The following is a 25071-nucleotide window of genomic DNA, read 5'->3' as shown; positions in this document are numbered from 1 at the left end:
CAAATTAGAGATATAGCAAGCGGATTTTAAAATGTCGCGCAGGAATAACGCCTGGATCACCGCAAACATCACCAGGTGAGGAGAAGCGTTCTAGCTCTCGCGCGAGGGCGGGGTTTGTACAAAATTGCCCGTTTCGGCCCCCGGCGGCGCGATCGCCGCGCAGCGCCAGGCGCTGAATACCGCCAGCAGCGGCGCCAGCGCGAATGCCAGGAACAGCCAACGCGCCGCCGATGCCGCGCCCGTCGCGCCGCCCGGATCGTTCAGCCCCGCCAGATTGGCGATCATCCCGGCCAGCGCCGCGCCGAATGCGGTGGCGAACAGCTGCACCGTGGTAATTGAAGCGCCGGCGATATCTTTGTCCGCTTCAGGCGCCACCTGCAAAATGCGCGTCAGCAGGTGCGGCCAACCGAAGCCGATGCCGAATCCCACCAGCAATAGCGCAATGACGATCGGCGCCAGCGCCTGCCAGTGGCCGCCGGACGGCGTCGGCATCAGGATCGCCAGCGCCAGCAGGCCTACCAGCACAAACAGCGGCCCGCTGACGATCGCCCGGCGAATGCCCGCCCCACGCCAGCCGGAGCTGAGGATCTCGGACAGCGTCCAGCCGGCGGCCATGGCGGCGGCGATATAGCCGGAGATCAGCGGCGACTGGCCGTGCAGCAGCTGCAGGAAATAGGGCACGAAGATTTCGCTGGTCATGCCGATCACCAGCAACGCGGTCGTGATGTACAACGCCGCCAGCGATGAGCCGCGCCGCAATGCGCCATGCGGCAACAGGCGGGCGCGCGCGTGCGCTTCACGCTTCATCAGCCAGGCCATCAGCACCAGCGAAAGCGCGATGCCCGCCAGGTTGATCCAGGCGCTGTGCGCCAGGCTGCCGGCGGACACCACCAGCACCGCCACGGTCAGCAACAGCAGTTGCGCAGTCGGCAACGGCGCGGCCGCCTGCTGCGCCTTGCCCTTGGGCAGGATCAGGAAGGTAAACGCAGCGTACAGCGCCATGATCGGCAGCAGAATGCCGAAGGCCCAACGCCAGGCGTGCAGCTCGGCGAAAATGCCGCCCACCGCCGGCCCCACCAGGGTGGCGATGCCCCACATCGCCGAGATAAGCGCCATGGCGCGCGGCCACAATCGCTGCTCGAACACCAGGTTGATCATCGCGTAGGAGAGCGCAAAGATCAGCCCGCCGCCGAAGCCCTGCACCGTGCGGCCGATCAGCATCACCGGCATGCTCGGCGCCAGCGCGCACAGCGCCGCCCCGGCGATAAAGAACAGCGAAGCCACCAGATAGGCGCTGCGTGCGCCATAGCCGCTGAGCAACCGGGCCGACAGCGCGGAGCCGAGGATCGACGCCACCACGAACAGCGTGGTGTTCCAGGCATAGAGATCCAGCCCGCCGATATCCTGCACCACCGAGGGCAGAATGGTGGTGGCGACCAGAATATTGATGGCATGCAGCGCCACGCCAAGCGAGAGCGCGATCGCACTGGCCGCATTTTTGCCGGAGAAAAGGTCACTCCAGCGGCTATCGTCATGGGTTATCACGGTTGTCGTCCTGTTTTCAGAGGAATGGCATTGAGTTGGTCATAAGATTGCGTTAAATTTAACAAGAGTTATCTTGGAATAAGTTAGGGCGAGGCGGAGAAATATGTCAAGAATAAACTTGGAAAATAGCGGCAGCACCGCACAATCGGTCAGTGACCGCTTGCTGACGTTATTGAAAACCCGCGGCCCGCAGCTAGCTTCTGACGCAGGAAAGGTGCTCGGCACCACCGGTGAGGCGGCCCGCCAGCAGTTCGTCAAGCTGGCGAAAGAGGGGTTGGTCGAAGCGGTGGCGGAAACGCGCGGCGTGGGCCGCCCGGTGCAGCTGTGGCATTTGACCTCGGCCGGCAACGCGCGCTTTCCCGATACCCATGCGGATCTGACGGTGCAGCTGCTGCGCACCGTGCGCGACAAGCTGGGCGAACAGGCGATCGACGTGCTGATCGAGAGCCGCGAGCAGGAAAACCGCATCAACTACAAGCAGGCGATGATCGGCGCCACCGAACTGCGCGAACGCGTGGCGCGCCTGACCGAGATCCGCTGCCGCGAAGGGTATATGGCCGAATGGCGCCAGGAGGAGGACGGTTCCTATCTGCTGGTGGAAAACCACTGCCCGATCTGCGCCGCCGCCACCGTCTGCCAGGGCTTCTGCCGGGCGGAATTAAGCATCTTCACCGAAGTGCTGCAGGCGCAGGTGGAGCGCGCCGAACACATTTTGGCCGGCTCGCGCCGCTGCGCCTACCGGATTTCACGCCTGTAACACCGGTTTTTGCCCACGTTTTCAACCGGTACAGATTATTCTGCTTGTGCACCCCGCACCTTCCCTTCTAAGGTTGAACTAACGAACATTCAGGCAAACAGCGGGCCTCGCGCCCGCTCTGGCAAATCCGTCGGCGCTTAGCGCAGCGGCAGAGTAACCCCACGGGAGTTGAACGATGAAGAAGCCGCATGCCGGATTCTGGCTGGCGACGCTGGGACTGGGCGTTTGCTGGCTGCTGGCGCTGCTGACTCGCGATCGGCTCAACGGCATACTGCTGGCCGGCGCGGCGCTGGCGCTGATCTTTACCCCTGCCGCCCGCCGCAAAGGCGCGGCCCTGGCCGCCCTGGGCGGTATCGGCATGGATGGGCTGTGGAGCTACAGCGGCGTGCTGCACTACAGCGGGCAACACGGCCTGCCGCTCTGGACCATCGCGCTGTGGATCGGCTTCGGCTGCTGGTGGTATTGGTTGCTGGACGTCGTCAGAGCGGCCCCCTGGCCGCTGGCGGTGTTGGGCGCCGCCGTCGGCCCCTTCGCCTACGCCGTGTCCTGGAAGCTGGACGCCTTGTTGCCCGGCGTGCCGCCCGAGTTCATGCTGCTGCTGCTGGCCGTCGGCTGGTCGATTTACCTGCCGGCCGTCAGCTGGCTGCAGTGGAAACAGCAAGGCCATTGAACGGCTTTCAGCCGCCGGAAAAATAATGCCGAAGGCCATTGCTTATCGGTTGCCCGATCGGGTTTACTGAGCGTTCTAATAATAATCACTCCCGCAAAATACAATCCTATGCTTAGCCAACAAAGCCGTAGCGTCCTGCCGTTGATCGGGGCGTTGTTCACGTTATATATCGTTTGGGGTTCCACCTATTTCGTCATTCGCCTCGGCGTCGCGCAGTGGCCGCCGCTGATGATGGCCGGCATTCGTTTTCTGATCGCCGGTATCGTGCTGTTCAGTTTCCTGGCCTGGCGCGGCCACGCGCTGCCGACGCTGAAGCAGTGGCTGGCCGCCGGCGCCATCGGCATTCTGCTGCTGGCGGTGGGCAACGGCCTGGTGACGGTGGCGGAACACCAACATGTGCCGTCCGGCATCGCCGCGGTGATGGTGGCGACGGTGCCGCTGTTCACCCTCTGCTTCAGCCTGCTGTGGGGCATGCGCAACACCAAACTGGAATGGGCCGGCATCGCGCTCGGATTGGTGGGCATCGTGCTGCTCAACACCGGCAACAACCTGGTGGGCAACCCGACCGGCGCGCTGCTGATTTTGTTGGCGTCGGCCAGCTGGGCCTTTGGGTCGGTCTTGGGATCGCGCATCTCGCTGCCGGCCGGGCCGATGGCCGGCGCGGCGGAGATGCTGGTCGCCGGCGTGGTGTTATTGGCAGCCAGCCAGCTGAGCGGCGAGCGCCTCACTCAGATGCCGAGCACCGGCGGCTTTCTGGCGCTGGGCTATCTGATCGTCTTTGGTTCGATGCTGGCGATCAGCGCCTATATGTTCTTGTTGAAGAACGTGCGCCCGGCGGTCGCCACCAGCTACGCCTACGTCAACCCGGTGGTGGCGGTGCTGCTCGGCATCGGTTTTGCCGGCGAATCGCTGGCGCCGCGCGAGTGGCTGGCGCTGGTGATCATCGTGGCGGCGGTGGTGCTGGTGACGCTGGGAAAATACCTGTTCGCCCGTCCGGCCAACGTGCAGGCCATCGACTGCGAACGGCGATGATCACAAAGGGCGGTCTGCGGGCCGCCGTTAAAAACGATTCTTGTTTCACCCGGCGAAGGGGCTATAATTCCCGCTGTTCCAAGCAACCTGCGAAATTATTCCTATGCTGAAAAAAGCGTTCGTCATCGTCATCGCCCTGTGCGCCTTCGGTTCTCTGGGCGGCGTATTCCTCGCCGGGCTGAACATCTACACCCGTTCCACCACCCCGCACGAAGAAAGCGCGCCTGCCGGGGATGCCGCCGCTACGCCGGCGCAAACCGAAACCCTTCAGGCCAAGTGATCGTCCATCCAGCGCTGGCAGCGCTGCTGTAAAAAGCGCTGCAGCTGCCTGACGCGCTCCGACACCTGCGAACGATGCGGGCAGACCAGATTGATCGGCACCGCGTCGCTGCGCCATTCCGGCAACAGCTGCACCAACCGCCCGGCGCGAATATCCGCCGCCACGTCGATCGCCGACTTGCGCACCACGCCGTGCCCGGCCAGCGCCCAGCGCCGCGCTACCTCGCCGTCATCGGTAAAATAGCTGCCGTTCAGCGGCAGCTCGACCAGCTCCTCACCGCGCCACAGTCGCCATTCCACCTGCCGTTTGCCGCTGGGCTGATACACCAGAATGCTGTGCCGAAGCAGATCGGCCGGCGTTTGCGGCGCGCCGTGCCGCCGCAGATAATCCGGGCTGGCGCAGATCAACCGCCGATGCTGCGGCAAGATCGGCAGCGCCACCAGCGAAGAGTCGGCCAGCGGCCCGAAGCGCAACGCCACGTCCACCGGTTCGCGGAACAGGTCGGCCTGCCGATCGTTGATCAGAAGCTGCAGCTGAATATGCGGATGCTGCAAGCGGAACTCATCCAGCCAGCCGAGCAGCAAATTGCGGCCAAAATCCGACGGCGCGGAAATCTGCAGCACCCCGGACAGCCCCTGATGCTTCTCGCGGATCGCCTGCTCTCCTTCGGCTAATGCGCCCAGCGCCAGGCGCGCGCTGTCGAGATAGCGAGCCCCCTCCTCCGTTAACCTCAGGCTGCGGGTGGAACGCACCAACAGCCGCGCGCCCAGCTGCTGCTCCAGCCTTTTCACCGCGATGCTGGCCGCCGCCGGCGTCATGTCCAGCGCGCGCGCCGCGGCGGAAAAACTGCCGCCGTCTACCGTGCGGACAAACACCTCGAGATCGACAAATGAGGTCATCTGCTCCCTCTCTTTTTAGCCCAATCAATTATTAATATTAATTTACAAGTGTTTGCTATTAGGCGGGCTTTTTTCCTCATTTTCAATCAGGAAAGATAGATCCCGTTGAAACTTACCTAAAAAGAGGCCTTAACATGACGATTCCCGACTCCCCCCTGAAACAACAAAAGCTGGTGATCCTGGGCGGCACCAGCGGCATTGGTGCCGCGGTGGCCTACGCGGCGGCGGCGCGCGGCGCTGAAGTGGTGCTGGCTTCGCGTCGTCTCCCTCACGCCGGGGAGAAGAACGACGCGCTGCGCCTGATGCAGGCCGATCTGACCGATGACGCGTCGCTGCATGCGCTGTTCGCCGCCGTCGGCGCTTTCGACCATTTGGTGATCACCGCCGGGCCATTGGTGGACGCGAAGCCGCTGGCGGAGACTGCCCTTGAACAGGCGCAGGCCGACTTCAACGTCAAATTCTGGGGCAGTTTGCGCGCGGTGCAGGCGGCGCTGCCGACGTTGGCGCCGCAGGGCTCGATCACCCTGACCTCCGGCCAGCTGTCGCGTAAATACCTCAACGGTCAGTTGGTCAAAACCGCCATCAACGCCGCGCTGGAAGCGGTCGGCAAACAGCTGGCGAAGGAGCTGGCGCCGCGGCGGGTGAACGTGGTCAGCCCCGGCATCACCGCCACCGAAGCCTACGACGGCATGAGCGCCGCACAGCGTCAGGCGCTGTTCGAGCGCGTAAGCGTCAGCCTGCCGGTCGGCAGGGTCGGCCAGGCGGCCGACGTCGCGGCGGGTTATCTGCTGGCGATGGAGAACGGCTTCGTCACCGGCAGCGTGATCGACATCGACGGCGGCGGCCTGCTGTAACGGCGGCTAGAGCGCCGTCACGCCCTGTGCGGCGGCCTGCTGTTCCAGCACGGTGATAATCTGGTAGGCGGAACGCGGCACCAGGCTGAAATCGCCGATCAGCAGGCGGTCGCTGACCGCCTCATCCAGCATCGCGCGAGCGCCGGCGCGCAGGATTTCCACCTGTTCCGGCGGCGTGCCGGCTGCGGTGATCAACGGCAGGCCCGGCACCGCCGCCGTGCGGCCGATGATTTTCAGCCCCTCCAGCGCCTGCGGCTGCGCGCGGCGCAGCAGTTCCATGCTGATCGAATCGATGGCGGCGATATCCGCCTGCCCGCTGCGGATCAGCTTCAGCGACTGATAATGCGCGCCGGAGGCGATAGCCGCCCCGAAGAATTTCCCGTCCAGCGACAGCGGCGCGATCAGCGCGCGCAGTCCGTTGTAGCCGGACTGGGAATCGGTGCTGTTATACGCCGCCGTTCGGCCGCGAAAATCCGCCAGCCGCTCGCCGGGATCGTCCGCGCGCACCACCAGCCAGCTGCGGTAATTCGGCCCGTCGCACCCTTCCACCCGGTAGTGGTAGGTGCCGATTAGCTGCACCTGCGGCAAAGTGCTGACCAACGGATAACCGCAGGTTTGGCTGAGCAGAAGATCCTCGCGCCGCCAGTGCTGCGCCAGATCGTCCGGCCAACTGAGCCGTTCCGGCGCCGCCGGCAACCCCAGCCGCAGCAGCTTGTCGCGCAACACCTGCCAGAAGGATTCGGCCTGCTCCCGGCCAACGCCGTACATCGGTAGAGACACCTGCATCATTTCCCCCTTACCCCGCCGAAGTGGCCGCCAGCGTCTGCTGACGCCAGGCGGTGAGATAACGCACCCAACGTTCGAACAGCATATCGGTGATAATAGCCAACAGCGCCACGACCGCCGCGCCCTGGATCACATAGGCGGTGTTAAACCCGCTCAGGCCGATGATGATCGGCGAGCCGAGCGTCTTGGTGCCGACGGTGGAAGCGATGGCCGCCGTGCCGATGTTGATGATTACCGAGGTGCGGATCCCGGCGACAATCACCGGCGCCGCCAGCGGCAGTTCAACCCGCCACAGTATTTGCCAGGCGCTCATCCCCACGCCGCGGGCGATCTCGCGTGTGGCGGGCGGCACCGATTCGATGCCCGCCAGCGTGCCCTGCAGGATCGGCAGCAGGCCGTACAGCACCAGCGCGATGATCGCCGGCTGTTCGCTGAAGCCCATCACCGGCACCGCCACCGCCAACACCGCCACCGGCGGGAAGGTCTGCCCCACCGCCACCACCGTTTCCACCAGCGAACGAAATTCCCGGCCGCTGCGTCGGGTCACAGCCACGCCCGCCGCCACGCCGATCGCCACCGCGATCAGGCTGGAGATCGCCACCAGCGACAGGTGCGCCCCCACCAGCGCGATAAAGCTGTCCTGCTGATAAATGGGCCGCTCCAGATCGGGGAACCAGGCGGCGAACAAGCCGCGCAGATGATCCATGCCGAACACCAGCGCCAACAGCAGCGCCAGCGTCCAGGGCAACGGATCGCGCAGCAGGCGCCCGATGCGCCCGCTCATGACAGCGCCTGCCCGGCGATCAGATCGTTGAAATGCAACACCCCCAACGCTTCGCCCCGTTCATCCACCACCGGCAGGCAGTCGCTACCGCGCGCCACAAACACCGACAGCGCCTCGCGCAGACTCATGGCGGCGGCGATCGGCTCGCCCCCGGCGACGCCGGGCCGCACCCGCTCCGCCACCGTACCCAGCGACAGCAGCTTGATGCCGCGATCGCTGCGCCCGAAGAAATCGCGCACGAAGTCGTTGGCCGGTGCAGTCAACAGCGTCAGCGGCGTGCCCTGTTGCACCACCCGCCCCTGATCGAGCAACACCAGGCGATCCGCCAAGCCCAACGCCTCGTCGATGTCGTGCGTCACCAGCACAATGGTGCGGCCGGAGAGCTGATGGATGCGCGCGATCTCCGCCTGCAGCGCCGCTCGGGTGACCGGATCCAGCGCGCCGAACGGTTCGTCCATCAGCAACACCTCGGGATCGGCCGCCAGCGCGCGCGCCACCCCCACCCGCTGCTGCTGCCCGCCGGACAGCTGGTGCGGATAGCGGCGGCGAAACAGATCCGGCTCCAGATGCAGCAGCTCCAACAGTTCGGTAACCCGATCGCGAATGCGCGCGCGCGGCCATTTCAGCAACTGCGGCACGGTGGCGATGTTCTCCTCCACCGTCCAGTGCGGGAACAGACCGATCGATTGGATCGCATAGCCCATGCGCCGCCGCAGATCCTGCGGTTTGAACGACTGGATCTCTTCACCGGCAAAGAGGATCTTGCCCCGATCGTGTTCGATCAGGCGATTGATCATTTTTAACGTCGTGGACTTGCCGGAACCCGAGGTGCCGATCAACACGGTGAATTCACCCTCGGCGATGTGCAGCGTGAGATCGTCGACCGCCGGCTTGCCCTGAAAAATTTTACTGACTTGCTCAAAGTGAATCATCGGCGCGATACGTCCAGGATTGAAACCCAAAATTTAAACAGCGAATCGACGATGACCGCCATCATGACCACCGGGATCACCCCCAGCAGAACCAGATCCAGCGCGCTGCTGAGCAACCCCTGAAAAACGATGGCGCCAAAACCGCCGGCGCCGATCAGCGCCGCCACCACCGCCATGCCGACGGTCTGCACCGCCAGAATGCGCACGCCGGTCAGGAATAGCGGCAGCGCCAACGGCAGCTGCACGCGCAGGAAGATCTGCCCGCGCGTCAACCCCATGCCGGTGGCGGACTCAATCACGCCGGCCGGCACGCTTTGCAGCCCCGCCACCACGCTGCGCACCAGCGGCAACAGCGCGTACAACACCAGGGCCACGATCGCCGGCGCCATGCCGATACCGCTGACGCCGTGCTCCGCCAGCCAGGGCACCGCCGTCGCCAGCCCCGCCAGCGGCGCGATCAGCAGGCCGAACAGCGCGATGGACGGCACAGTCTGGATAATGTTCAGCGCGGAGAAAATCGGCCGCTGCCAGCGTTCGGAACGAAAGCACAGCACCCCGAGCGGCACGCCGATCGCCAGCGCCGGGGCCATCGTCGCCAGCAGAATGGTCAGATGCTGGAACAACGCGGCGTCAAACACCTCCTGCCGATTATGGTACTCCTTCAGCAGCGACAGCTGATCGAGCTGATGGCCGAACAGCAGCAGCGCCGGCGGCACCAGCACCAGCGCGTTGCCCAGCATCCGCCGCAGATGCGACGCGGTGAGGCGCGTCATGGCGTCGGCGGCGATCAGCAGGCTCAGCGCCATCGTCAGCCAGCAGCCGCTGCCCCAGGAGGTGCGCGCCAGGCGCGATCCCTCCTGCGCCAGACGCCCGGCGGCCTGCCCGCTGATCCAGAACGCCAGCGTCAGCACCCCGCAGGCGGCCAGCGCCGTCAGCAGCGCCCGTCCCCGCGTCGGCGGCAACAGGCTGAGGATCGCCAACGCCGCCAGCGGCAACAGCAGCCACAGCGCCGGGCCGTGCAACAGGGAGAATAAGGACAGGCTTTTACCCGACAGCAGACGATTGGGGGCATAACTGAGGAACGGCAGGCCGAAGGCGGCCAGCAGCAACAGCACGAACAGCGTTAACAAGACGCGATGTTTTACGGCGATAGTCAAAGAAACTCTCCGGCGCCATCGGTTTTCCCCCTCTTCCGTAGCAAGAGGGGGCACCTCGGCGTTATCCCTTAACAAATCCTTTCTCTTTCAGGTAAGCGGCCGCCACCTGTTTGGCGTCCTGGCCTTCCACAGCGATCTGCGCGTTGAGTTTTTGCAGCGTCGGCCCGTCCAGCGAGGCGAATACCGGCTTCAGCAGCTCAGGCAGATTGGCGTGCGCCTTCAGCGCCGCTTCGCGCACGATCGGCGCCGGCGCGTAGATCGGCTGTACGCCTTTCGGGTCCGCCAGCGTCTGCAGCCCCAGCGCCGCCACCGGGCCATCGGTGCCGTAGGCCATCGCCGCATTGACGCCGGAGGTCTGCTCCGCCGCCGCCTTGATGGTCACCGCCGTGTCGCCGCCGGCCAGGGACAGCAGCTGATCCTGATTCAGTTTGAAGCCGTAGGCGTTCTGGAACGCCGGCAGCGCATCCGGCCGTTCGATAAATTCCGCCGAGGCCGCCAGCTTGAACTTGCCGCCGCCGTTGATCCACTTGCCGAGATCCGCCAGCGTTTTGAGATGGTTGGCGTCCGCCACGTCCTGACGAATGGCGATGGTCCAGGTGTTGTTGGCCGGCGCGGCGTCCAACCAGACGATTTTGTTTTTGTCGTAGTCGAGCTGCTTCACCTTCTCGAAGCCGGCCTGGGCGTTCTTCCACGCCGGATCTTTCTCATCGGAGAAGAAAAATGCGCCGTTGCCGGTGTATTCCGGGTAGATGTCGATCTCGCCGGAGGTGATGGCGCCGCGCAGCACCTTGGTGGTGCCGAGCTGCAGCTTGTTGGTGGTTTTAATGCCGTTGGCTTCCAGTACCTGCACGATGATGTTGCCGAGCAGCGAACCTTCGGTATCGATCTTGGAGCCGACGCGCACCGAGTCGGCCGCCTGCGCCAGACCGCTGGCGGCCAGCAGAGCCAGCGCGACGGCAAAGGAACGTCCGCGTGATAAGGTGATTGCCATACTTTTCCTCTGGTTATATGTTTTCCGGCTCATGGGCCAGTTCGGTTGGAAAATCCTGAGAAACGCGCTTCCAGCGCGCAATAAATTTTTTCTTCGGCCGGGCACCGCGTTCCTCCCGCCGTTCGCCGGCGCTCAGCGGATGCACGCCGACGTCGATCGGCGTCAGCGCGTAATCGCGCAGCCACTCGCCATAACCCTGCGCGACGAATCCCTGGCTGCGGCGCTGATACGCCTCGCGTTCCGCCAGGTAGACTTCGCGCAGGCCATACCAGGGCAGGCCGGGCAAATCGTGATGCACTAAATGGTAGTTCAGATTGAGAAACAGCAGCCGCCACGGCCAGCCCGCCTCATTAATAATAGAACGTGCCTGCGGTGCGTCCACGGCGCGATGCTCAAAAAACGATCTTACCTTGGTCAGCGCCAGCGCCGGGTAGCTGATGGCCAACAGGTAAAACGCCGCGCCGATGCCCTGCATCTGCAGCCAGTACAGCAGCACCGCCAACAGCGACAGGTGCGCCAGCCACATCGCCCAGGCGCGCAGATCGCCCGCTGCAAGCGTCTTCACTGCGCCGAACAGCGTGGTGACGATATCCAGCGCCGGGCCGAGGAGCACCCGGCCGATCAGCGTATTGCGCACCGCGGCCAACAGCGGCAGCAGGCGGGGATAACGCCGCCACTGCGCGGCGCTGAAGTAGTAACTTTCGGGATCTTCATGCGGATCGGTCAGGTGATCGTTGCGGTGATGGCGCAGATGCGAATCCCGATACAGCCCGTAGGGATACCACACCGCCAGCGGCAACAGGCCGAACAGCTGATTGACGCGCGGCCAGCGCGTCGGATGGCCGTGGATCAGCTCGTGTTGCAGCGACATATACCCGGTGGTCAGCAGGATCAGCAGCGGTGCGCCAAGCCACGGACCCAGCGCCTGCCAATAATGCGCCACGCCGAACCAGCCGCCGTACACTGCCGCCATAATCCCCCAGGTGGGCAGTTCCAGCCGCCAGTGCCAACGCTGATAAAGCCGCCGGATGCGGTCGCGTTGTTCGGGGTGCAAATAGTGGGCGTGGGACATGCTGCGGCTCGCGGTTGGGGAGTTTCCCCCCAGTATCCGTGAGCCGTAACGACGTTCAAAATAACGAAAATGGCAAAGCTAAGTGAAAATTCAGCGGGTTGCGTACGCGGCATGCGGCTCACACGCCACCGGGAAATTCACCGAGTTGGCGATAAAGCACAGGTGATGCGCCTTCTCGTGAAGCTGTTGCGCCAGCTGCAGATCGTCGCCATCGCGCACTGTGACCTGCGGCCGCAGCGTCACCGAGGTAAAAAAGCCGCCGCGCGCGGCGTCTTCGCGCATCACCCCCACGGCATCGTCCTGATAGGCCAGCACCGAAATCCCCGAGGTGGCACACAGATGCAGATACCATAATTTGTGACAGGCGCTGAGCGATGCCACCAGCAAATCTTCCGGATTCCAGCGCGTCGCGTCACCGCGGAAGGCCGGATCGGCTGAGCCGGCGATGTCTGCCTTGCCCGCGGCGCCGATCAGGTGATCGCGCCCATAGGCGCGGTAATCTTCCGTGCCTGCCCCCAGGTTCCCTTGCCAGGTGACCGCCACCTGATAATGATGCTCGCCTTTCATGCCTTTTTCTCCCGTTGGCCGGCCAATGAAAAATCATCTTAATGCATGCCCGGAAAACACTATTGGCAGAAAAGCGTGAATACGCAAACGGCGAGACGAGAAAAAACGGGCCGCGCAAGCGGCCCGTCGGTCACATCCCTTTAGGGAACGAAATCGAGCACCACGGCGTTGAACAGCGCGTACTCGGTGGCGTTGGCCATCGGCGGAAACTGCGCGTGCTGCACCGCCGCGCTGGCCGCCGCGCACAGGGGCGCATCGCCCCTCACGATCTTGCTGCTCGCCAGCTTGCCGTCCGGCCGCAGCCGTATGCTGATGGTGCAGCGTTGGCCGCGCGCGTGCTCCGGCGAGCGCAGCTCGCGGCTCACCGCGTTATGCACCCGCTCCGGGTAACTGAGCTGCGTTGCGGCCAGTGCCGGGGTCTGCGGCAACGGGGTGCCGGTCTGATGGCCGGCCCCGGCGCCACAGCCGCTCAGCAGCAACAACGCCAACAGGCTTAGTGTCTTTTTCATTCCCTATGTCCTTATTGGGGGATTTATCCTTATCGAGCGGCCCTCACTGCGCCGCTGGGTAAGCCTCACCGTCATCCGCGTAACGCTGCAGCCGCTCGCGCCACCACTTGGCCGCCAGGCCGCTGGCGCTTTCCCGCCAGCCGAAATAGGCAATGTCGCTGCACCGTTCCGATTCGACGCGTTTCGCCACCAGTTCGCCGCTGTTCAGGTAAGGTTCCGCCAAGGCGCGCGGCAGATAGCCGCAGCCCAGCCCGGCCAGCTGCGCCTGCAGTTTGGCGTCGAAACCGAAGACCGTCAGCGTATCCTGCTCTTCCAGCAGATTCAGGCTCTGCGGCGCGTTGACGCGCGAAGTGTCGCGCACCACCACCGCCCGGTGCTGACGGATTTCGTCCTTCGGCAACGGTTCCGGCAATGCCGCCAGCGGATGCTGCGGCGCGACGGCGAACACGTAATCCAGCTGCCCCAGCCTGCTGAACGCATAGCCTACCCGTGACGGCGGCTCGCAGATGGCGCCGATGATAATGTCGGCGCAACCGTAAACCAGCGACTCCCAGGAACCGGCCAGCACCTCGTGGCTGAAACGCAGCCGGGTATGGTGATGCTGCCGATAAAACTCGTCGATCAGCGGCAACAGGCGGGCAAACGGGAAGGAGGCGTCGATCCCAAGCGTAATCTCGCTTTCCCAGCCGTTCTCCACATAGCGCGCCTGCTGTTCCAGATCCTGCGCCGCGCGCAGCAGCACCCGCCCTTTTTCCAGCATCAGCTTGCCGGTATCGGTGAACTTCGCCCGATGGCCGGAGCGATCCAGCAGGGTGATGTCGAGATCGTTCTCGAGCTTTTGCACCATATAGCTCAGTGCCGAAGGGGTTTTAAACAGTGCGGCGGCCGCGGCGGCGAAAGATCCGTGCCGGTCCAGCGCGTCCAAAATCAGCAGCGCTTCCAGGTTTAATCTCATGCTTTCTCCCGTGTATAAAAAAACTCAACAAGTCGGCAAAAATTCTGCGGTATCTTTGAAATCGCCCTCTGCCTACCATGGGTTTTATCGGCGTTACACTCATCAGATGTTCAACCGAAATATCACTGGGAAGGTAAATTATGTCCAAGTTTCAACTGCTTGATAAAGACAATTCCGCACTGATTTTTATCGACCATCAACCGCAAATGGCCTTCGGCGTGGCTAATATTGATCGTCAGCAACTGAAAAACAACGTTGTTGGTTTGGCGAAGGCAGGCAAGATTTTCAACGTCCCTACCCTTTTCACCTCGGTCGAAACCGAAAGCTTCAGCGGCTATATCTGGCCGGAACTGCTGGCGGTGCACCCTGAAATCACCCCGATTGAACGCACCTCGATGAACTCCTGGGAAGACGCGGCCTTCGTCAAAGCCGTGGAAGCCACCGGCCGCAAAAAGCTGGTGATCTCCGCACTGTGGACCGAAGTCTGCCTGACCTTCCCGGCGCTGATGGCGCTGGAAGCCGGCTATGAAGTGTATGTGGTGACCGACACCTCCGGCGGCACCTCCGTCGATGCGCACGAACGTTCGATCGACCGCATGGTGCAAGCCGGCGCCGTACCGGTGACCTGGCAGCAGGTGCTGCTGGAGTACCAACGCGACTGGGCGCGCAAAGACACCTACGACGCGGTGATGGCGCTGGTGCGCGAACACAGCGGCGCGTACGGCATGGGCGTCGACTACGCTTACACCATGGTGCACCACGCACCGGCCCGCACGGTGAAATAATTCCCCTGCCCCGGCCCCGCGCCGGGGTATTTTCAGGAGTCGGTTTTATGGCCCATCCGCAGCATGTCACGCTGGTGATCACCCACCGTTTGGCGCCGGGGAACGAGCAGGCCTATGAGGCCTGGCTGAACCGCATCATGCCGGACGCCGCGGGCTTCACCGGCCATCTGGGCGTCAACGTCATCCGCCCATCCGACAGCGAACAGGCCTATACGGTGCTGGTCCGCTTCGACAATCTCGACAATCTCTACCGCTGGCTCAACTCGCCGCTGCGCAAGCAATACATCGAAGAAGTCACTCCGCTGTTGCTGGAGAACGACCATATCGAGATCCGCCCCGGCGCGGAGTTCTGGTTTACCCCGCCCAACCCCGGCGTGCGCCAGCCGCCCCAGTGGAAGCAGTTCATCATCACCCTGCTGGTGATCTTCCCTTCCACCAATCTGGTGCCCTGGTTTTGGGGACTGGCGCTGCCGCAGCTGGACGGCACGCTGCTCGGCCATTTTCTCAATGACGCCACCGTGGTCGCCCTGGTGGTGTACCTGTGGATGCCTATCGTGACTCGCGTTTTTCATCAATGGCTGACCCGCCGCTAGGCGGTTCGCCGGGAGAATGTTATGAACCACCACGCTTCATTGATCATCACCAACGGCAAGTTTCACACCGTCGATCGCCAAAATCCTACCGCACAGGCGGTCGCCATCCGCGACGGCAAGTTTCTGGCGGTCGGCAGCGAAAGCGAAGTCATGCAGCACGCCGGGCCGGAGACCCAGGTGATCGATCTGCACGGCCACACCGCCATTCCGGGCCTGAACGACTCACACCTGCACCTGATCCGCGGCGGCCTGAACTATAACCTGGAGCTGCGCTGGGAAGGCGTGCCCTCGCTGGCCGACGCGCTGCGCATGTTGAAAGAACAGGCGCTGCGCACCCCGAGCCCGCAATGGGTGCGGGTGGTCGGCGGCTGGACCGAGTTCCAGTTTGCCGAACGCCGCATGCCGACGCTGGACGAAATCAACCAGGCGGCGCCGGACACGCCGGTATTTATTCTGCATCTCTACGATCGCGCGCTGCTCAACCGCGCGGCGCTGAAGGTAGTCGGCTACACCAAAGACACGCCGAACCCGCCGGGCGGGGAGATCCAGCGCGACGCCAACGGCAACCCGACCGGCATGCTGATCGCCAAACCCAACGCCATGATCCTGTACGCCACGCTGGCGAAAGGGCCGAAGCTGCCGCTGGAACAGCAGGTCAACTCCACCCGCCAGTTTATGCGTGAGCTGAACCGCCTCGGCCTCACCAGCGCCATCGACGCCGGCGGCGGTTTCCAGAACTACCCGGAGGATTATCAGGTGATCGCCGAGCTGCACGAGAAAAAGCAGCTGACCATCCGCATCGCCTATAACCTGTTCACCCAGCGGCCGAAGCAGGAACTGGAAGACTTCGAGCTGTGGACCGACATGCTCAAGCCGGGCCAGGGCACCGACTTCTATCGCCACAACGGCGCCGGCGAGATGCTGGTGTTTTCCGCCGCCGACTTCGAAGACTTCCTGCAGCCGCGCCCGGATCTGCCGCCGGGCACCGAAGACGAACTGGAGCGGGTGGTGCGCCATCTGGTGGAGCACCGCTGGCCGTTCCGGCTGCACGCCACCTATGACGAATCCATCAGCCGCATGCTGGACGTGTTCGAGAAGGTGAACCGCGATATTCCGTTCAACGGCCTGCACTGGCTGTTCGACCACGCCGAAACCATTACCGAGCGCAATATCGAGCGCGTCAAGGCGCTGGGCGGCGGCATTGCGGTCCAGCACCGCATGGCGTTCCAGGGTGAGTATTTCGCCGACCGCTACGGCATCGAAGCCACCAAACATACGCCGCCGGTGGCGAAAATGCTGGCGGCCGAGCTGCCGGTCGGGCTGGGCACCGACGCCACCCGCGTCGCCAGCTACAACCCGTGGACGGCGCTGTACTGGCTGGTCTCCGGCCGCACCGTCGGCGGCATGGCGATGTACGACGACAGCGCCCGGCTGGATCGCGAAACGGTGCTGATGCTGTGGACGCAAGGCAGCGCCTGGTTCTCCACCGAGCAGGGCAAAAAAGGCCAGATCAAGGTCGGCCAACTGGCGGATTTGGCGGTGCTGTCGCAGGACTATTTCAGCGTGCCTGAAGAGCAGATCAAAGGCATCGAGTCGGTGATGACGGTGGTGGACGGCAAAGTGGTCTACGCCGCCGGCAGCTTCTCGCCGCTGGCGCCGCCGCCGCTGCCGGTGCTGCCGGACTGGTCGCCGGTCACCCAGGTGCCGGGCCATTACCGCTCCGCGCCGCCGTCGGCGGCGGCCCGCGTCGGGGTCGTGAGCCAGGCGCATCAATGCTGCGGCCCGTGCGGCGTGCACGCGCACCAGCATGACATCGCGCGCCGCTCCAGCATCCCGGTGTCGGATGAGAATGCCTTCTGGGGCGCGTTCGGCTGTTCGTGCTTCTCGTTCTAAGTTATCAAGCCAATAACTTATTATAAAATTAATTTAATAAGCTATTAAGCTAGCAACACAATAAATTAATGGCGCTGTCCGCGGGAGAGCGCCATTTCCTTTTCAATCGAGGTTGATCTCCAGCCAGCGCCGCTGTTCGGCGGAGGCGGCTATCGCATCCAGCACGCAAGACACTTTCCAGCCTTCTTCAAAGTCCGGCCACATGCGATCGCCCGCGGCGATGCCATTGACCAGGTCGCGGATCTCCACCGTCTTCTGATCGTTAAAGCCGATGCCGTGCCCGGCGCTGATGCAAAACGCCGCGTAGTCCGGGTGCTTTGGCCCCACCAGCAGCGTCTTGAACCCCTGCCGCTCCGCCGGTTCATCGTGCCGATACAGTTTCAGCTCCGCCATCCGCTCCTGGGTATAGCTCAGCGTGCCTTTGGTGCCGGTGACCACATAGGTCAACCCCATCTTGCGCCCGCAGGCGATGCGCGAGGTTTCGATAGTGCCCATCGCCCCGCCGGCGAAACGCAGCAGCGCGCTGGCCTGATCTTCGTTTTCCACCGGGTGCAGCCGCGTCGGGTCCTGCGGATCCGGGCGCTGTTTGATCACGGTCTGCATATCGCCGGAAACCGCCACAATATCGCCCACCAGGTAGTGCGCCATATTGACGATGTGCGCCGCCAGATCCCCCAGCGCGCCTAACCCGGCGCTGGCGCGGCGGCAGTGCCAGTCGATCGGCGTGCGCGGATCGGCCAGATAATCCTCATTGTGGGTGCCGTAAAAATGCACCACCTCGCCGATTTCGCCGTTGGCGATAATTTCGCGCGCCAGTTGGCTGGTGGGGTTTTTCATGTAGTTAAAACCGACCAGCGTTTTCACCCCCTTGGCGCGCGCGGCCTGCACCATCTCCGCCGCATCGGCGGCGTCCAGCGCCAGCGGCTTTTCCGAATACACGTGCTTGCCGTGACGGATCGCCGCCAGCGCCATCTCTTTGTGCAAGAAGTTGGGGGCGCAGATGTCCACCACATCGATCGCCGGATCGGCCACCAACTGCCGCCAGTCGCCGGTCGAACGCGCAAAGCCGAATTCGGCCGCGCGCTGCGCCGCCAGCTCGGGCGTCACCTCCGCCAGCATCTCCAGCACCAGTTCCCCTTTCAGAGGAAAGACCGTGGCGGCCTGCGCATAGGCGATAGCGTGACAACGCCCGATATAACCGGTGCCGATTAACCCAACGCGTACCTGTTTCATCATTTTCTCCCGTGACCGAAATTCTGTGTAGAACCAGGCGTCGCTCAATGAAACACGCCGGTTGATAACGGGTTTATATGGAATATAAATTTCAATAACAAGCACACAGGAAAATAAAGTTCATATTCGTGATGCCGTTCATGAAACATTGACGGGATGATGCAACGAGGAAAGTTCGGACACGACGGGACGTATCCGGACAAGATAAAATGAACCGTTTATTTCATATCACGGTAAACCGTTGGCGCCGTGCTGCACGTAGCCAGGGCGTTGCAGCAGGCGCTGCTGATAGGCCGCCAGCGCCGCATAATTCGGCCGCTCGAACGGCGTCATCAGCCAGCGGTTCAGCGACAGCCCCAGCACCACGTCCGCCAACGTGAAGGCGGCGCCGGCGGCATAAGGGCCGTGCTGCGCCAAATGTGCGTCCAACAGGCCCATCAGCCGGTTCCATTCGCGCTCGGCGGCGGCCAGGCTAGCGGCATCCTGATAATCCGCATGCCCACGCACCCGCGACATGAACACGTAGCGCCAGGCGCCGTTCAGATCGGTGGCCTGCCAGTCCATCCACATCTCCACCGCCGCGCGCGCGCCGGGTTCCTGCGGCAGCAGATCGCGGCGCCCCTCCCGCCCCGCCAGATAGCGGCAAATGGTATTCGACTCCCACAGCACCCGATCGCCGTCGATCAGCACCGGCACCAGGCCATTGGGATTCAGCGCCAGAAACGCCGGCTCCTGCGTGGAGCGATAACCGCTGCCCCAGTCTTCCCGTTCCAGCGTCAGCCCCAGCTCCTGACAGGTCCATAACACCTTGCGCACGTTGATTGATGAAGCCTTGCCCAAGACTCTCAGCATCGGTTTTCCTCTTATCTATTCTTTCCAGAAAGGTTTACATCCTTCACGCAGCGCTTCTGCACGCGACAAACCAATATCGATCAGCCGCGCATCGTCCAGCAATAATAATTCTTTTCGCGTCCTGTAGCGTTGCAGATACAGACGCCAGCGTGACCCGCCGAATGAGCGCCGCCGCGGCGCGCCAGTAAACAGAGCCATCTTGTTATTCCCCCTGATGTTTTCGCCTGGTAGTGATGATGCGCGCCAGGCAAAAAACAATACAGATTCACGCTGGTGCTATTTTTTTCATACAGCTGCGCCAAAAAACCCGCTGAATGGTTTATTTTGAAAGTATCTGTACCGGTTTTTTAATCCTTACCCCCGATGAGAGGCCTCTGTATGACACGCTACGCCACGCTGGCCGCCATTCTCAGCCAACGCATTCAGCAAGGGTTGTATCCGGCCGGCCATCGCCTGCCTTCGGTGCGCGCATTGAGCCAGGAGCACGGCGTCAGCATCAGCACGGTGCAGCAAGCCTACCGGCTGCTCGAGGAACAGCGCCTGGTGGAAGCGCGGCCGAAGTCGGGGTACTTCGTGCATACGCGGCGCGCGCAGGCCGAGCTGCCCGCCATGACGGCGCCGGTGCAGCGGCCGGTGGACATATCGCAATGGGAGCAGGTGCTGGAACTGGTGCGCAGCCGGCCGCGCGAAGGCCTGATCCAGCTGGGGCGCGGCATGCCGGATATCGCCGAACCGACGATGAAACCGCTGATCGTCGCCCTGCGCAACGCCGCCCGCCACGGCGACCTGCGCAGCCTGTATTACGACAGCATTCAGGGCGTGGCCGCGCTGCGCGAACAGGTCGCCCGTCTGCTGCTGGACTCCGGCTGCCAAATCGGCCCCGATCAGTTGCTGATCACCACCGGCTGTCAGGAAGCAATCTCCGCCGGGCTGCGCGCCGTTTGCCAACCCGGCGACATCGTTGCGGTCGATTCGCCCTGCTTCCACGGCACCATGCAAACGCTGAAGGGTCTGGGCATCAAGGCGCTGGAAATCCCCACCGATCCGCTCACCGGCGTCAGCCTGGCGGCGCTGGAGATGGCGCTGGAACAGTGGCCGGTCAAGGGCATCCTGCTGACGCCCAACTGCAATAATCCGCTGGGCTACATCATGCCCGACGCCCACAAACAGCGGCTGCTGACGCTGGCGCAGCGCCACGACGCGGCGATCATCGAAGACGATGTCTACGGCGACATCGCCTATCACTACCCGCGGCCGCGCACCATCAAGTCATTCGACGACGACGGCCGCGTGCTGCTGTGCAGTTCGTTTTCCAAAACGCTGGCGCCGGGGCTGCGCGTGGGCTGGATCGCGCCCGGCCGCTACCTGGAGCGGGTGCTGCACATGAAGTTCATCGGCTCCGGCGCCACCGCCACCCAGCCGCAGCTGGCGATCGCCGAATTCATCCGCGGGGGGCACTATCTGCAGCACCTGCGGCGCATGCGCGCCCGCTACCAGCAGAACCGCGACCGCATGACCGATCTGATCCTGAAATACTTCCCGGCCGGCACCCGCGTCAGCCGGCCGCGCGGCGGTTTTATGCTGTGGATCGAACTGGACGAAGCGTTCGACACCCTGCGGCTGAACCGCCATCTTGAACAGCAAGGCGTACAAATCGCCGTCGGCAGCATTTTTTCCGCCGCCGGCAAGTATCGCAACTGCCTGCGCATCAACTATGCGCCGACGCTGACGACGGAGATCGAACAGGCGGTACAGCGGGTCGGCGCCACCATCCAGGCGCTGATGCCGGCCGACAGTTTGGCGCAATCAGATTAAATCTTGACGCGATCGGATTATCGGCGCACGGACAGGCTGTTTTAGAGTAATGCCTTCTCTTACCACTGGCAGGCAACAACCATGAGCAGCGATCAAATTCCGGTTTCCAGCGCGCTGGCGGTGCGCCTCGCGGCGCTAGGTGTCGATCTCGAACGGGTCGGTCAGTTGGCCGGCTTGCCCGCCGGGCTGCTCAGCGAGCGGCGCATAAAAGTGCGGCTGACCACCCACCAGTTCTTCGCCGTCTGGCGCGCCCTCGCCCAACTGAGCGACGATCCCGCCTTTGGTCTGCGGCTGGGCGGCGACGTCGCGCCGGAGCATTACGATATCGCGTCAGTCGCCGCACTGCACTCCGCCACGATGGGCGAAGCGCTGCGCAAAGTCGCGCGCTACAAACGGTTGGTGTGCCCGGAAGAACTGATGCTGGAGGAAGACGGCGACAGTATACGGCTGCATACGCGCTGGACGATGATCGAAGACCATACGCCGGAATTATTGATCGATACAATGTTCGCTTCTATCACCGCCCTGTGCCGCCGTGGCACCGGCTTGCCGCTGCAGCCCAAAGCGCTTGAGGTGACACGCCGTCACGATCCCCACTCGCCGCTGTTGCGCCACTTCGGCTGCCCGGTGCGATTCGATGCGCCGCAGGACGTGCTGGTGTTCGATCGCGCGCTGATGCGGCAGCCGCTCATCACTTATGATCAGGACATGTTGGCGCAGCTGCTGCCGGAGCTGGAGGCCGAGTTGGCCGAGGTGCGCGCCGAGCAAAACTTACCGATGCAGGTGATGGCGATCCTCGGCCGCAGCATGCGCGGCCAGCGCCCCAGCGTCAACAGCGTGGCCGCTGAACTCTATCTCAGCCCGCGCACGCTGCAGCGCCGCTTGCAACAGCACGGCTACAGCTACCAGCAATTGTTGGACAAAACCCGGCACCGCACCGCCTGCCGATTGCTGGCGGAAACCGACCTTGAACCGGGCGAAATCGCCTTTGTGCTGGGATTCGAAGAGCTGAATTCGTTCAGCCGCGCCTTTATTCAGTGGGAAGCGCTGACGCCCAGCCGCTGGCGCACGCAGCGCGCCGCCGGCCAGTGGGAGAACAGAGCATGAAAGTGATTATTTTCGGCGCCAGCGGCATGGTGGGTCAGGGCGCGCTGCGAGAATGCCTGCGCGATCCGCGAGTCAGCGAAGTGCTCAGCATCGGCCGTCGCCCGCTGGCGCAAAGCCACGCCAAACTGCGCCAGCTCTCCCTGCCCGATCTGCGTGATCTGTCGGCGCTGGCGCCGCAGCTCGCCGGCTACGACGCCTGTTTCTTCTGCCTGGGGATTTCGTCCTCCGGCCTGAGTGAAGCTGAATATCGCGCGGTGACTTACGATCTGACGCTGGCCGCCGCCCGCCCGCTGGCGACGCTGAATCCGTCGATGGTCTTCGTCTACGTCTCCGGCCTCGGCACCGACAGCAGCGAACGCGGCCGCAGCATGTGGGCCAGGGTCAAAGGCGCCACCGAAAACGCGCTGCTGGCGCTGCCGTTCCACGCGGTGATGTTCCGTCCCGGCGCCATTGTGCCGCTGCACGGCATTCGCTCCAAAACCCGCCTCTACGATCTGGCCTATCGGCTGTTCAAGCCGCTGTGGCGCGGCGCATTGCGGCTGTTTCCCGCCCGGGTAAGCAGCACCGAACGAATCGGGCGGGCGATGCTCGCGGTGGCGCGACGGGAAAGCGCGCTGCGCATCATCGAACCGGCGCAGATCAACCGGCTGGCGACGCGGTGAAATACCGTCATCCACCGCCCCGCCGCCAATACTCCGCCACCCGGCGACGCAGATGGTCGATGCCCTGCGGATGATGAATGAACTGATCCACCGGCATCATCCGCCAGCGCTGTCCCTCGTCGCCGAAACGTATGGCGGCGATCTGCGCGGGGGCGATCTCGCCGGCCATGAACCAGGTCGGGGGATAGCCGGGCAGAATGCCGTCGTAGCGCCGCCGCCAGACAACCTGACGTTCGGCGATCGCCACGCCGAATTCTTCCTGCGTCTCCCGCTGCACGCACTGCAGCGGCGTTTCGCCGTTTTCCCGCCCGCCGCCGGGCAGATCCCACAGGCCGGGCCACGGAATGTCCGGTTTGTCGTCCCGTTGGTAAACCAACAAGAGATCGCCGCACAACAGTGCGATCTTGGCCCCGCCAAACGCCCAATCCGTCATGATTTCTTCGCTCCCGGCCCATTGCCTTTGACTGAACATCATACTTCATCCCCGCGCGGCCTGGTGTATAGTGAAAATCCGTTTTCACAACAGGCGAACAATAACGATGAACTCTCCGTTTCTGGTGACCCCTCAATGGCTTGCGCAACATATCAACGATGAAAATCTGGTGGTGATCGACGTCCGGATGTCGCCGGTGGGGCTAACGCCGAAAAAGGACATGCTTGCTGAGTTCGAACGCGGCCATATCCCCGGCGCGGTCTATTTCGACATCGACGACGTGGCGGACAAAAACACCGCGCTGCCGCATATGCTGCCGACGGCGGCGGAGTTTGGCGAGGCGGTGGGCAAGCTGGGCATCAGCGAGCGCGATACCCTGGTGATTTACGATGAGGGTAACCAGTTCTCCGCGCCGCGCGGCTGGTGGACCTTCCGCAATTTCGGCGCCCAGCATGTTTACGTACTGGACGAAGGGCTCAACGGCTGGACCGCGCAAGGCCAGGCGCTGGCAACCGGCCCGGCGCAGCCTGAACCGCAGACGTTCAACGCCCGGTTCAACGCCGACGCGGTGGTGGATATGCGGCAAGTGGAACAGGCGTTAGGCACACCGGTGCAAATTCTCGACGCGCGCGCCGCGCCGCGTTTCCATGCCGAAGCGCCGGAGCCGCGCCCCGGCCTGCACCGTGGCCACATTCCCGGCAGCATCAACATTCCGTACGGCGAGCTGCTGGAAAACGGCCGCTTCAAATCGCTGGAGGCGCTGCGCCAAACCTTCAGCGACAAGGGGGTGGACATCAACGGCCCGATCATCACCAGCTGCGGCTCCGGCGTGACGGCGGCGGTGCTGGCGTTTGGCCTGCTGTCGCTCGGCGCGCCGCAGGTCAAGTTGTATGACGGCGCCTGGAGCGAATGGGGCCAGCTGAGCGGCAAGCAGCCGATCGCCCAAGATTAGGTTTCGATCCGCTCGACCACGATCTGCGCCAGCCGCTGCACGGCGGCCGAAGGTTGATCCTCGGCGCGGTGCAGCACCACGCCGAGCTGGCCGAGAACGGGCAGCAGATCGGGGGCCAGCGGCGACAGGCCGGGCGGCAAACCCGCCGCCGTGCGCACCGTGACGCCCAACCCGGCGCTCACCGCCGCCCACACGCCGTTCAGGCTGCGGCTGGTAAAGGCGATGCGCCAGGGAATGCCGGCGCGATCCAGCGCCTGCGTCGCCGCGCTGCGCATCAGACAGGGTGCGTCGAACATCACCAACGGCAACGGCTCATCCCCTTCTCGCCACGGCGCCAGCGCGAAGCCTGGCGACGCGATCCAGCGCAACTGCCGCTGCCCCAGCGCCTGATGAAACGGCGTGCTCAGACCGCCATCCCACGCCAGCGACAGATCCAGCTGGCCTTTCAGCACCCAGTCGATCAGCTCGGCATTGCGCGCGATGCGCGCCTCGATCCTCACCTTTGGATTGGCGCGCGCGAAGCTGCCCAACACCTGCGGCAGAAACGTCTCGCCGAAATCCTCCTGCAGCCCCAGCCGCACCGTGCCCTGCAGATCCAACCCGCGCACCGCGGCGGCGGCTTCGTCATTGAGCTCCAGCAGGCGGCGCGCGTAACCGAGCAGGGTCTCCCCCGCCTCGGTCATCACCATGCCGCGTCCGGCCTTGCGCAGGATCGGCGCGCCGACCTGCTGCTCCAGCTTTTTCAGGTGGGCGCTGACCGCCGACGTCGAACGCCCCAGCCGTTCAGCCGCCTTCGCGAAGCTGCCCAGCTCGACGCCGGTGACGAAGCTGCGTAAATCCTCGAGATCGAACGTGATTCGCCCCATGCTGACCATCCTGATTTTCTGAACTATCAATCAAAATAATACCGATTTTACTAATAAAGATGGCGTGTCACGCTCTCCCGGTCAATGTCT

28 protein-coding genes are annotated in these 25071 nt (G+C 63.7%); 12 read left to right on the top strand and 16 right to left on the bottom strand.

All coding sequences use genetic code 11. The features are described 5' to 3' along the window. Positions 1–90: 90 nt before the first annotated feature. The gene (locus ACJ8PL_RS02885; RefSeq protein ID WP_079449509.1) at positions 91–1545 is read right to left on the bottom strand and encodes an MFS transporter; all 1455 of its coding nucleotides are present in this window, start codon (positions 1543–1545) and stop codon (positions 91–93) included. A gap of 103 nt (positions 1546–1648) precedes the next feature. On the opposite strand from ACJ8PL_RS02885, the gene ACJ8PL_RS02880 reads away from it, so the two are divergent. From ACJ8PL_RS02880 to ACJ8PL_RS02865, 4 genes are all read left to right on the top strand, one after another. Next, on the top strand, positions 1649–2302 hold the full coding sequence (locus ACJ8PL_RS02880; protein ID WP_049299510.1) for a helix-turn-helix transcriptional regulator: 654 nt from the start codon (positions 1649–1651) through the stop codon (positions 2300–2302). Positions 2303–2477: 175 nt separating this feature from the next. After that, positions 2478–2972 (top strand): DUF2878 domain-containing protein, encoded by a 495-nt coding sequence (locus ACJ8PL_RS02875; RefSeq protein WP_015377128.1) that lies wholly within the window; start codon positions 2478–2480, stop codon positions 2970–2972. Between the two features lie 108 nt (positions 2973–3080). After that, positions 3081–4004 (top strand): drug/metabolite exporter YedA, encoded by a 924-nt coding sequence (gene yedA / locus ACJ8PL_RS02870; protein ID WP_028127923.1) that lies wholly within the window; start codon positions 3081–3083, stop codon positions 4002–4004. A gap of 103 nt (positions 4005–4107) precedes the next feature. Next, a complete protein-coding gene (locus tag ACJ8PL_RS02865) occupies positions 4108–4284 on the top strand; it encodes a hypothetical protein (protein WP_016928550.1) in 177 nt (58 codons plus the stop codon). Here ACJ8PL_RS02865 and ACJ8PL_RS02860 read toward each other — a convergent pair. Beyond that, complete coding sequence (locus tag ACJ8PL_RS02860) at positions 4272–5183, bottom strand: LysR family transcriptional regulator (RefSeq protein WP_049299508.1); 912 nt, start codon at positions 5181–5183, stop codon at positions 4272–4274. The genes ACJ8PL_RS02865 and ACJ8PL_RS02860 overlap by 13 nt on opposite strands. Before the next feature lie 134 nt (positions 5184–5317). On the opposite strand from ACJ8PL_RS02860, the gene ACJ8PL_RS02855 reads away from it, so the two are divergent. After that, positions 5318–6037, top strand: a complete 720-nt coding sequence (locus ACJ8PL_RS02855; RefSeq protein ID WP_016928553.1) for an SDR family oxidoreductase — start codon at positions 5318–5320, stop codon at positions 6035–6037. 6 nt (positions 6038–6043) lie between these two features. Here ACJ8PL_RS02855 and ACJ8PL_RS02850 read toward each other — a convergent pair whose 3' ends face one another. The 9 genes from ACJ8PL_RS02850 to ACJ8PL_RS02810 all read right to left on the bottom strand — a co-directional run bounded on the left by ACJ8PL_RS02850 (position 6044) and on the right by ACJ8PL_RS02810 (position 13790). Further along, entirely contained in the window at positions 6044–6805 is a 762-nt protein-coding gene (locus ACJ8PL_RS02850) for a phosphate/phosphite/phosphonate ABC transporter substrate-binding protein (RefSeq protein WP_016928554.1), read from the bottom strand. A 28-nt stretch (positions 6806–6833) separates the two neighbouring features. After that, the gene (locus tag ACJ8PL_RS02845; RefSeq protein WP_016928555.1) at positions 6834–7607 is read right to left on the bottom strand and encodes an ABC transporter permease; all 774 of its coding nucleotides are present in this window, start codon (positions 7605–7607) and stop codon (positions 6834–6836) included. Further along, on the bottom strand, positions 7604–8539 hold the full coding sequence (locus tag ACJ8PL_RS02840) for an ABC transporter ATP-binding protein (RefSeq protein WP_016928556.1): 936 nt from the start codon (positions 8537–8539) through the stop codon (positions 7604–7606). The genes ACJ8PL_RS02845 and ACJ8PL_RS02840 overlap by 4 nt, the downstream gene beginning before the upstream one ends. Then, positions 8536–9696, bottom strand: a complete 1161-nt coding sequence (locus tag ACJ8PL_RS02835; protein WP_016928557.1) for an ABC transporter permease — start codon at positions 9694–9696, stop codon at positions 8536–8538. Before ACJ8PL_RS02835 ends, ACJ8PL_RS02840 begins: the two co-directional genes overlap by 4 nt. 61 nt (positions 9697–9757) lie before the next feature. Further along, a complete protein-coding gene (gene osmF, locus ACJ8PL_RS02830) occupies positions 9758–10687 on the bottom strand; it encodes a glycine betaine ABC transporter substrate-binding protein OsmF (protein WP_016928558.1) in 930 nt (309 codons plus the stop codon). A gap of 13 nt (positions 10688–10700) precedes the next feature. Next, positions 10701–11759 (bottom strand): fatty acid desaturase, encoded by a 1059-nt coding sequence (locus ACJ8PL_RS02825; RefSeq protein ID WP_016928559.1) that lies wholly within the window; start codon positions 11757–11759, stop codon positions 10701–10703. Between the two features lie 90 nt (positions 11760–11849). Further along, on the bottom strand, positions 11850–12326 hold the full coding sequence (locus tag ACJ8PL_RS02820) for an OsmC family protein (protein WP_016928560.1): 477 nt from the start codon (positions 12324–12326) through the stop codon (positions 11850–11852). 140 nt (positions 12327–12466) lie between these two features. Beyond that, complete coding sequence (locus ACJ8PL_RS02815; protein WP_016928561.1) at positions 12467–12835, bottom strand: cell envelope integrity TolA C-terminal domain-containing protein; 369 nt, start codon at positions 12833–12835, stop codon at positions 12467–12469. 43 nt (positions 12836–12878) lie between these two features. Continuing rightward, complete coding sequence (locus tag ACJ8PL_RS02810; protein WP_079449514.1) at positions 12879–13790, bottom strand: LysR substrate-binding domain-containing protein; 912 nt, start codon at positions 13788–13790, stop codon at positions 12879–12881. Positions 13791–13930: 140 nt separating this feature from the next. Here ACJ8PL_RS02810 and ACJ8PL_RS02805 point away from each other — a divergent pair, with 140 nt between their 5' ends. Genes ACJ8PL_RS02805 through ACJ8PL_RS02795 form a run of 3 tightly spaced genes read left to right on the top strand, consistent with a single transcriptional unit; the run spans position 13931 to position 17061 of the window. Next, positions 13931–14575, top strand: coding sequence for a hydrolase (locus tag ACJ8PL_RS02805; protein WP_004939390.1), 645 nt, complete (start codon positions 13931–13933; stop codon positions 14573–14575). A 47-nt stretch (positions 14576–14622) separates the two neighbouring features. Continuing rightward, on the top strand, positions 14623–15168 hold the full coding sequence (locus ACJ8PL_RS02800) for an antibiotic biosynthesis monooxygenase (protein ID WP_033640957.1): 546 nt from the start codon (positions 14623–14625) through the stop codon (positions 15166–15168). 21 nt (positions 15169–15189) lie between these two features. Next, positions 15190–17061 (top strand): amidohydrolase, encoded by a 1872-nt coding sequence (locus ACJ8PL_RS02795; protein ID WP_442530799.1) that lies wholly within the window; start codon positions 15190–15192, stop codon positions 17059–17061. Between the two features lie 102 nt (positions 17062–17163). On the opposite strand, the gene ACJ8PL_RS02790 is transcribed toward ACJ8PL_RS02795, so the two are convergent. From ACJ8PL_RS02790 to ACJ8PL_RS02780, 3 genes are all read right to left on the bottom strand, one after another. Next, the gene (locus ACJ8PL_RS02790) at positions 17164–18294 is read right to left on the bottom strand and encodes a Gfo/Idh/MocA family protein (protein ID WP_016928565.1); all 1131 of its coding nucleotides are present in this window, start codon (positions 18292–18294) and stop codon (positions 17164–17166) included. A 228-nt stretch (positions 18295–18522) separates the two neighbouring features. Next, positions 18523–19146 (bottom strand): glutathione S-transferase family protein, encoded by a 624-nt coding sequence (locus tag ACJ8PL_RS02785; protein ID WP_234213966.1) that lies wholly within the window; start codon positions 19144–19146, stop codon positions 18523–18525. A gap of 15 nt (positions 19147–19161) precedes the next feature. Next, positions 19162–19344, bottom strand: a complete 183-nt coding sequence (locus ACJ8PL_RS02780) for a DUF1127 domain-containing protein (protein ID WP_016928567.1) — start codon at positions 19342–19344, stop codon at positions 19162–19164. Positions 19345–19524: 180 nt separating this feature from the next. On the opposite strand from ACJ8PL_RS02780, the gene ACJ8PL_RS02775 reads away from it, so the two are divergent. From ACJ8PL_RS02775 to ACJ8PL_RS02765, 3 genes are all read left to right on the top strand, one after another. After that, positions 19525–20961 carry an aminotransferase-like domain-containing protein gene (locus tag ACJ8PL_RS02775; protein ID WP_442530798.1) on the top strand — a complete coding sequence of 479 codons (1437 nt, stop codon included), beginning with the start codon at positions 19525–19527 and terminating at the stop codon, positions 20959–20961. A gap of 81 nt (positions 20962–21042) precedes the next feature. Beyond that, the gene (locus ACJ8PL_RS02770; RefSeq protein WP_016928569.1) at positions 21043–22068 is read left to right on the top strand and encodes an AraC family transcriptional regulator; all 1026 of its coding nucleotides are present in this window, start codon (positions 21043–21045) and stop codon (positions 22066–22068) included. Continuing rightward, on the top strand, positions 22065–22730 hold the full coding sequence (locus tag ACJ8PL_RS02765; RefSeq protein WP_049299499.1) for an epimerase: 666 nt from the start codon (positions 22065–22067) through the stop codon (positions 22728–22730). The genes ACJ8PL_RS02770 and ACJ8PL_RS02765 overlap by 4 nt, the downstream gene beginning before the upstream one ends. Positions 22731–22737: 7 nt before the next feature. Here the strand turns inward: ACJ8PL_RS02765 and ACJ8PL_RS02760 are convergent, their stop codons facing one another. Next, on the bottom strand, positions 22738–23163 hold the full coding sequence (locus ACJ8PL_RS02760; RefSeq protein ID WP_049299531.1) for an NUDIX hydrolase: 426 nt from the start codon (positions 23161–23163) through the stop codon (positions 22738–22740). A 106-nt stretch (positions 23164–23269) separates the two neighbouring features. Here ACJ8PL_RS02760 and sseA point away from each other — a divergent pair, with 106 nt between their 5' ends. Beyond that, positions 23270–24115: a 3-mercaptopyruvate sulfurtransferase gene (gene sseA, locus ACJ8PL_RS02755; RefSeq protein ID WP_033640962.1), complete on the top strand. Its 846-nt coding sequence runs from the start codon at positions 23270–23272 to the stop codon at positions 24113–24115. On the opposite strand, the gene ACJ8PL_RS02750 is transcribed toward sseA, so the two are convergent. Next, positions 24112–24981: a LysR substrate-binding domain-containing protein gene (locus tag ACJ8PL_RS02750; protein WP_442530796.1), complete on the bottom strand. Its 870-nt coding sequence runs from the start codon at positions 24979–24981 to the stop codon at positions 24112–24114. The two genes, sseA and ACJ8PL_RS02750, sit on opposite strands and share 4 nt — an antisense overlap. Positions 24982–25071: the final 90 nt, after the last annotated feature.

Origin of the sequence: Serratia sp. CY83965 (assembly GCF_052166375.1) — a bacterium.
Taxonomy (GTDB): Bacteria; Pseudomonadota; Gammaproteobacteria; order Enterobacterales; family Enterobacteriaceae; genus Serratia; species Serratia marcescens.
Note: the sequence above shows the minus strand (reverse complement) of the source record. Positions and strands in the feature narration are given on the sequence as shown.

Coding starts and splice junctions, on each gene's coding strand:
- sseA (WP_033640962.1), top strand. CDS start 23,270: ATGAACTCTCCGTTTCTGGTGACCCCTCAATGGCTTGCGCAACATATC.
- ACJ8PL_RS02850 (WP_016928554.1), bottom strand. CDS start 6,805: ATGTACGGCGTTGGCCGGGAGCAGGCCGAATCCTTCTGGCAGGTGTTG.
- ACJ8PL_RS02780 (WP_016928567.1), bottom strand. CDS start 19,344: ATGGCTCTGTTTACTGGCGCGCCGCGGCGGCGCTCATTCGGCGGGTCA.
- ACJ8PL_RS02855 (WP_016928553.1), top strand. CDS start 5,318: ATGACGATTCCCGACTCCCCCCTGAAACAACAAAAGCTGGTGATCCTG.
- ACJ8PL_RS02810 (WP_079449514.1), bottom strand. CDS start 13,790: ATGAGATTAAACCTGGAAGCGCTGCTGATTTTGGACGCGCTGGACCGG.
- osmF (WP_016928558.1), bottom strand. CDS start 10,687: ATGGCAATCACCTTATCACGCGGACGTTCCTTTGCCGTCGCGCTGGCT.
- yedA (WP_028127923.1), top strand. CDS start 3,081: ATGCTTAGCCAACAAAGCCGTAGCGTCCTGCCGTTGATCGGGGCGTTG.
- ACJ8PL_RS02795 (WP_442530799.1), top strand. CDS start 15,190: ATGAACCACCACGCTTCATTGATCATCACCAACGGCAAGTTTCACACC.
- ACJ8PL_RS02815 (WP_016928561.1), bottom strand. CDS start 12,835: ATGAAAAAGACACTAAGCCTGTTGGCGTTGTTGCTGCTGAGCGGCTGT.
- ACJ8PL_RS02790 (WP_016928565.1), bottom strand. CDS start 18,294: ATGAAACAGGTACGCGTTGGGTTAATCGGCACCGGTTATATCGGGCGT.
- ACJ8PL_RS02820 (WP_016928560.1), bottom strand. CDS start 12,326: ATGAAAGGCGAGCATCATTATCAGGTGGCGGTCACCTGGCAAGGGAAC.
- ACJ8PL_RS02880 (WP_049299510.1), top strand. CDS start 1,649: ATGTCAAGAATAAACTTGGAAAATAGCGGCAGCACCGCACAATCGGTC.
- ACJ8PL_RS02770 (WP_016928569.1), top strand. CDS start 21,043: ATGAGCAGCGATCAAATTCCGGTTTCCAGCGCGCTGGCGGTGCGCCTC.
- ACJ8PL_RS02875 (WP_015377128.1), top strand. CDS start 2,478: ATGAAGAAGCCGCATGCCGGATTCTGGCTGGCGACGCTGGGACTGGGC.
- ACJ8PL_RS02805 (WP_004939390.1), top strand. CDS start 13,931: ATGTCCAAGTTTCAACTGCTTGATAAAGACAATTCCGCACTGATTTTT.
- ACJ8PL_RS02865 (WP_016928550.1), top strand. CDS start 4,108: ATGCTGAAAAAAGCGTTCGTCATCGTCATCGCCCTGTGCGCCTTCGGT.
- ACJ8PL_RS02800 (WP_033640957.1), top strand. CDS start 14,623: ATGGCCCATCCGCAGCATGTCACGCTGGTGATCACCCACCGTTTGGCG.
- ACJ8PL_RS02860 (WP_049299508.1), bottom strand. CDS start 5,183: ATGACCTCATTTGTCGATCTCGAGGTGTTTGTCCGCACGGTAGACGGC.
- ACJ8PL_RS02845 (WP_016928555.1), bottom strand. CDS start 7,607: ATGAGCGGGCGCATCGGGCGCCTGCTGCGCGATCCGTTGCCCTGGACG.
- ACJ8PL_RS02775 (WP_442530798.1), top strand. CDS start 19,525: ATGACACGCTACGCCACGCTGGCCGCCATTCTCAGCCAACGCATTCAG.
- ACJ8PL_RS02840 (WP_016928556.1), bottom strand. CDS start 8,539: ATGATTCACTTTGAGCAAGTCAGTAAAATTTTTCAGGGCAAGCCGGCG.
- ACJ8PL_RS02765 (WP_049299499.1), top strand. CDS start 22,065: ATGAAAGTGATTATTTTCGGCGCCAGCGGCATGGTGGGTCAGGGCGCG.
- ACJ8PL_RS02750 (WP_442530796.1), bottom strand. CDS start 24,981: ATGGGGCGAATCACGTTCGATCTCGAGGATTTACGCAGCTTCGTCACC.
- ACJ8PL_RS02825 (WP_016928559.1), bottom strand. CDS start 11,759: ATGTCCCACGCCCACTATTTGCACCCCGAACAACGCGACCGCATCCGG.
- ACJ8PL_RS02785 (WP_234213966.1), bottom strand. CDS start 19,146: ATGCTGAGAGTCTTGGGCAAGGCTTCATCAATCAACGTGCGCAAGGTG.
- ACJ8PL_RS02760 (WP_049299531.1), bottom strand. CDS start 23,163: ATGACGGATTGGGCGTTTGGCGGGGCCAAGATCGCACTGTTGTGCGGC.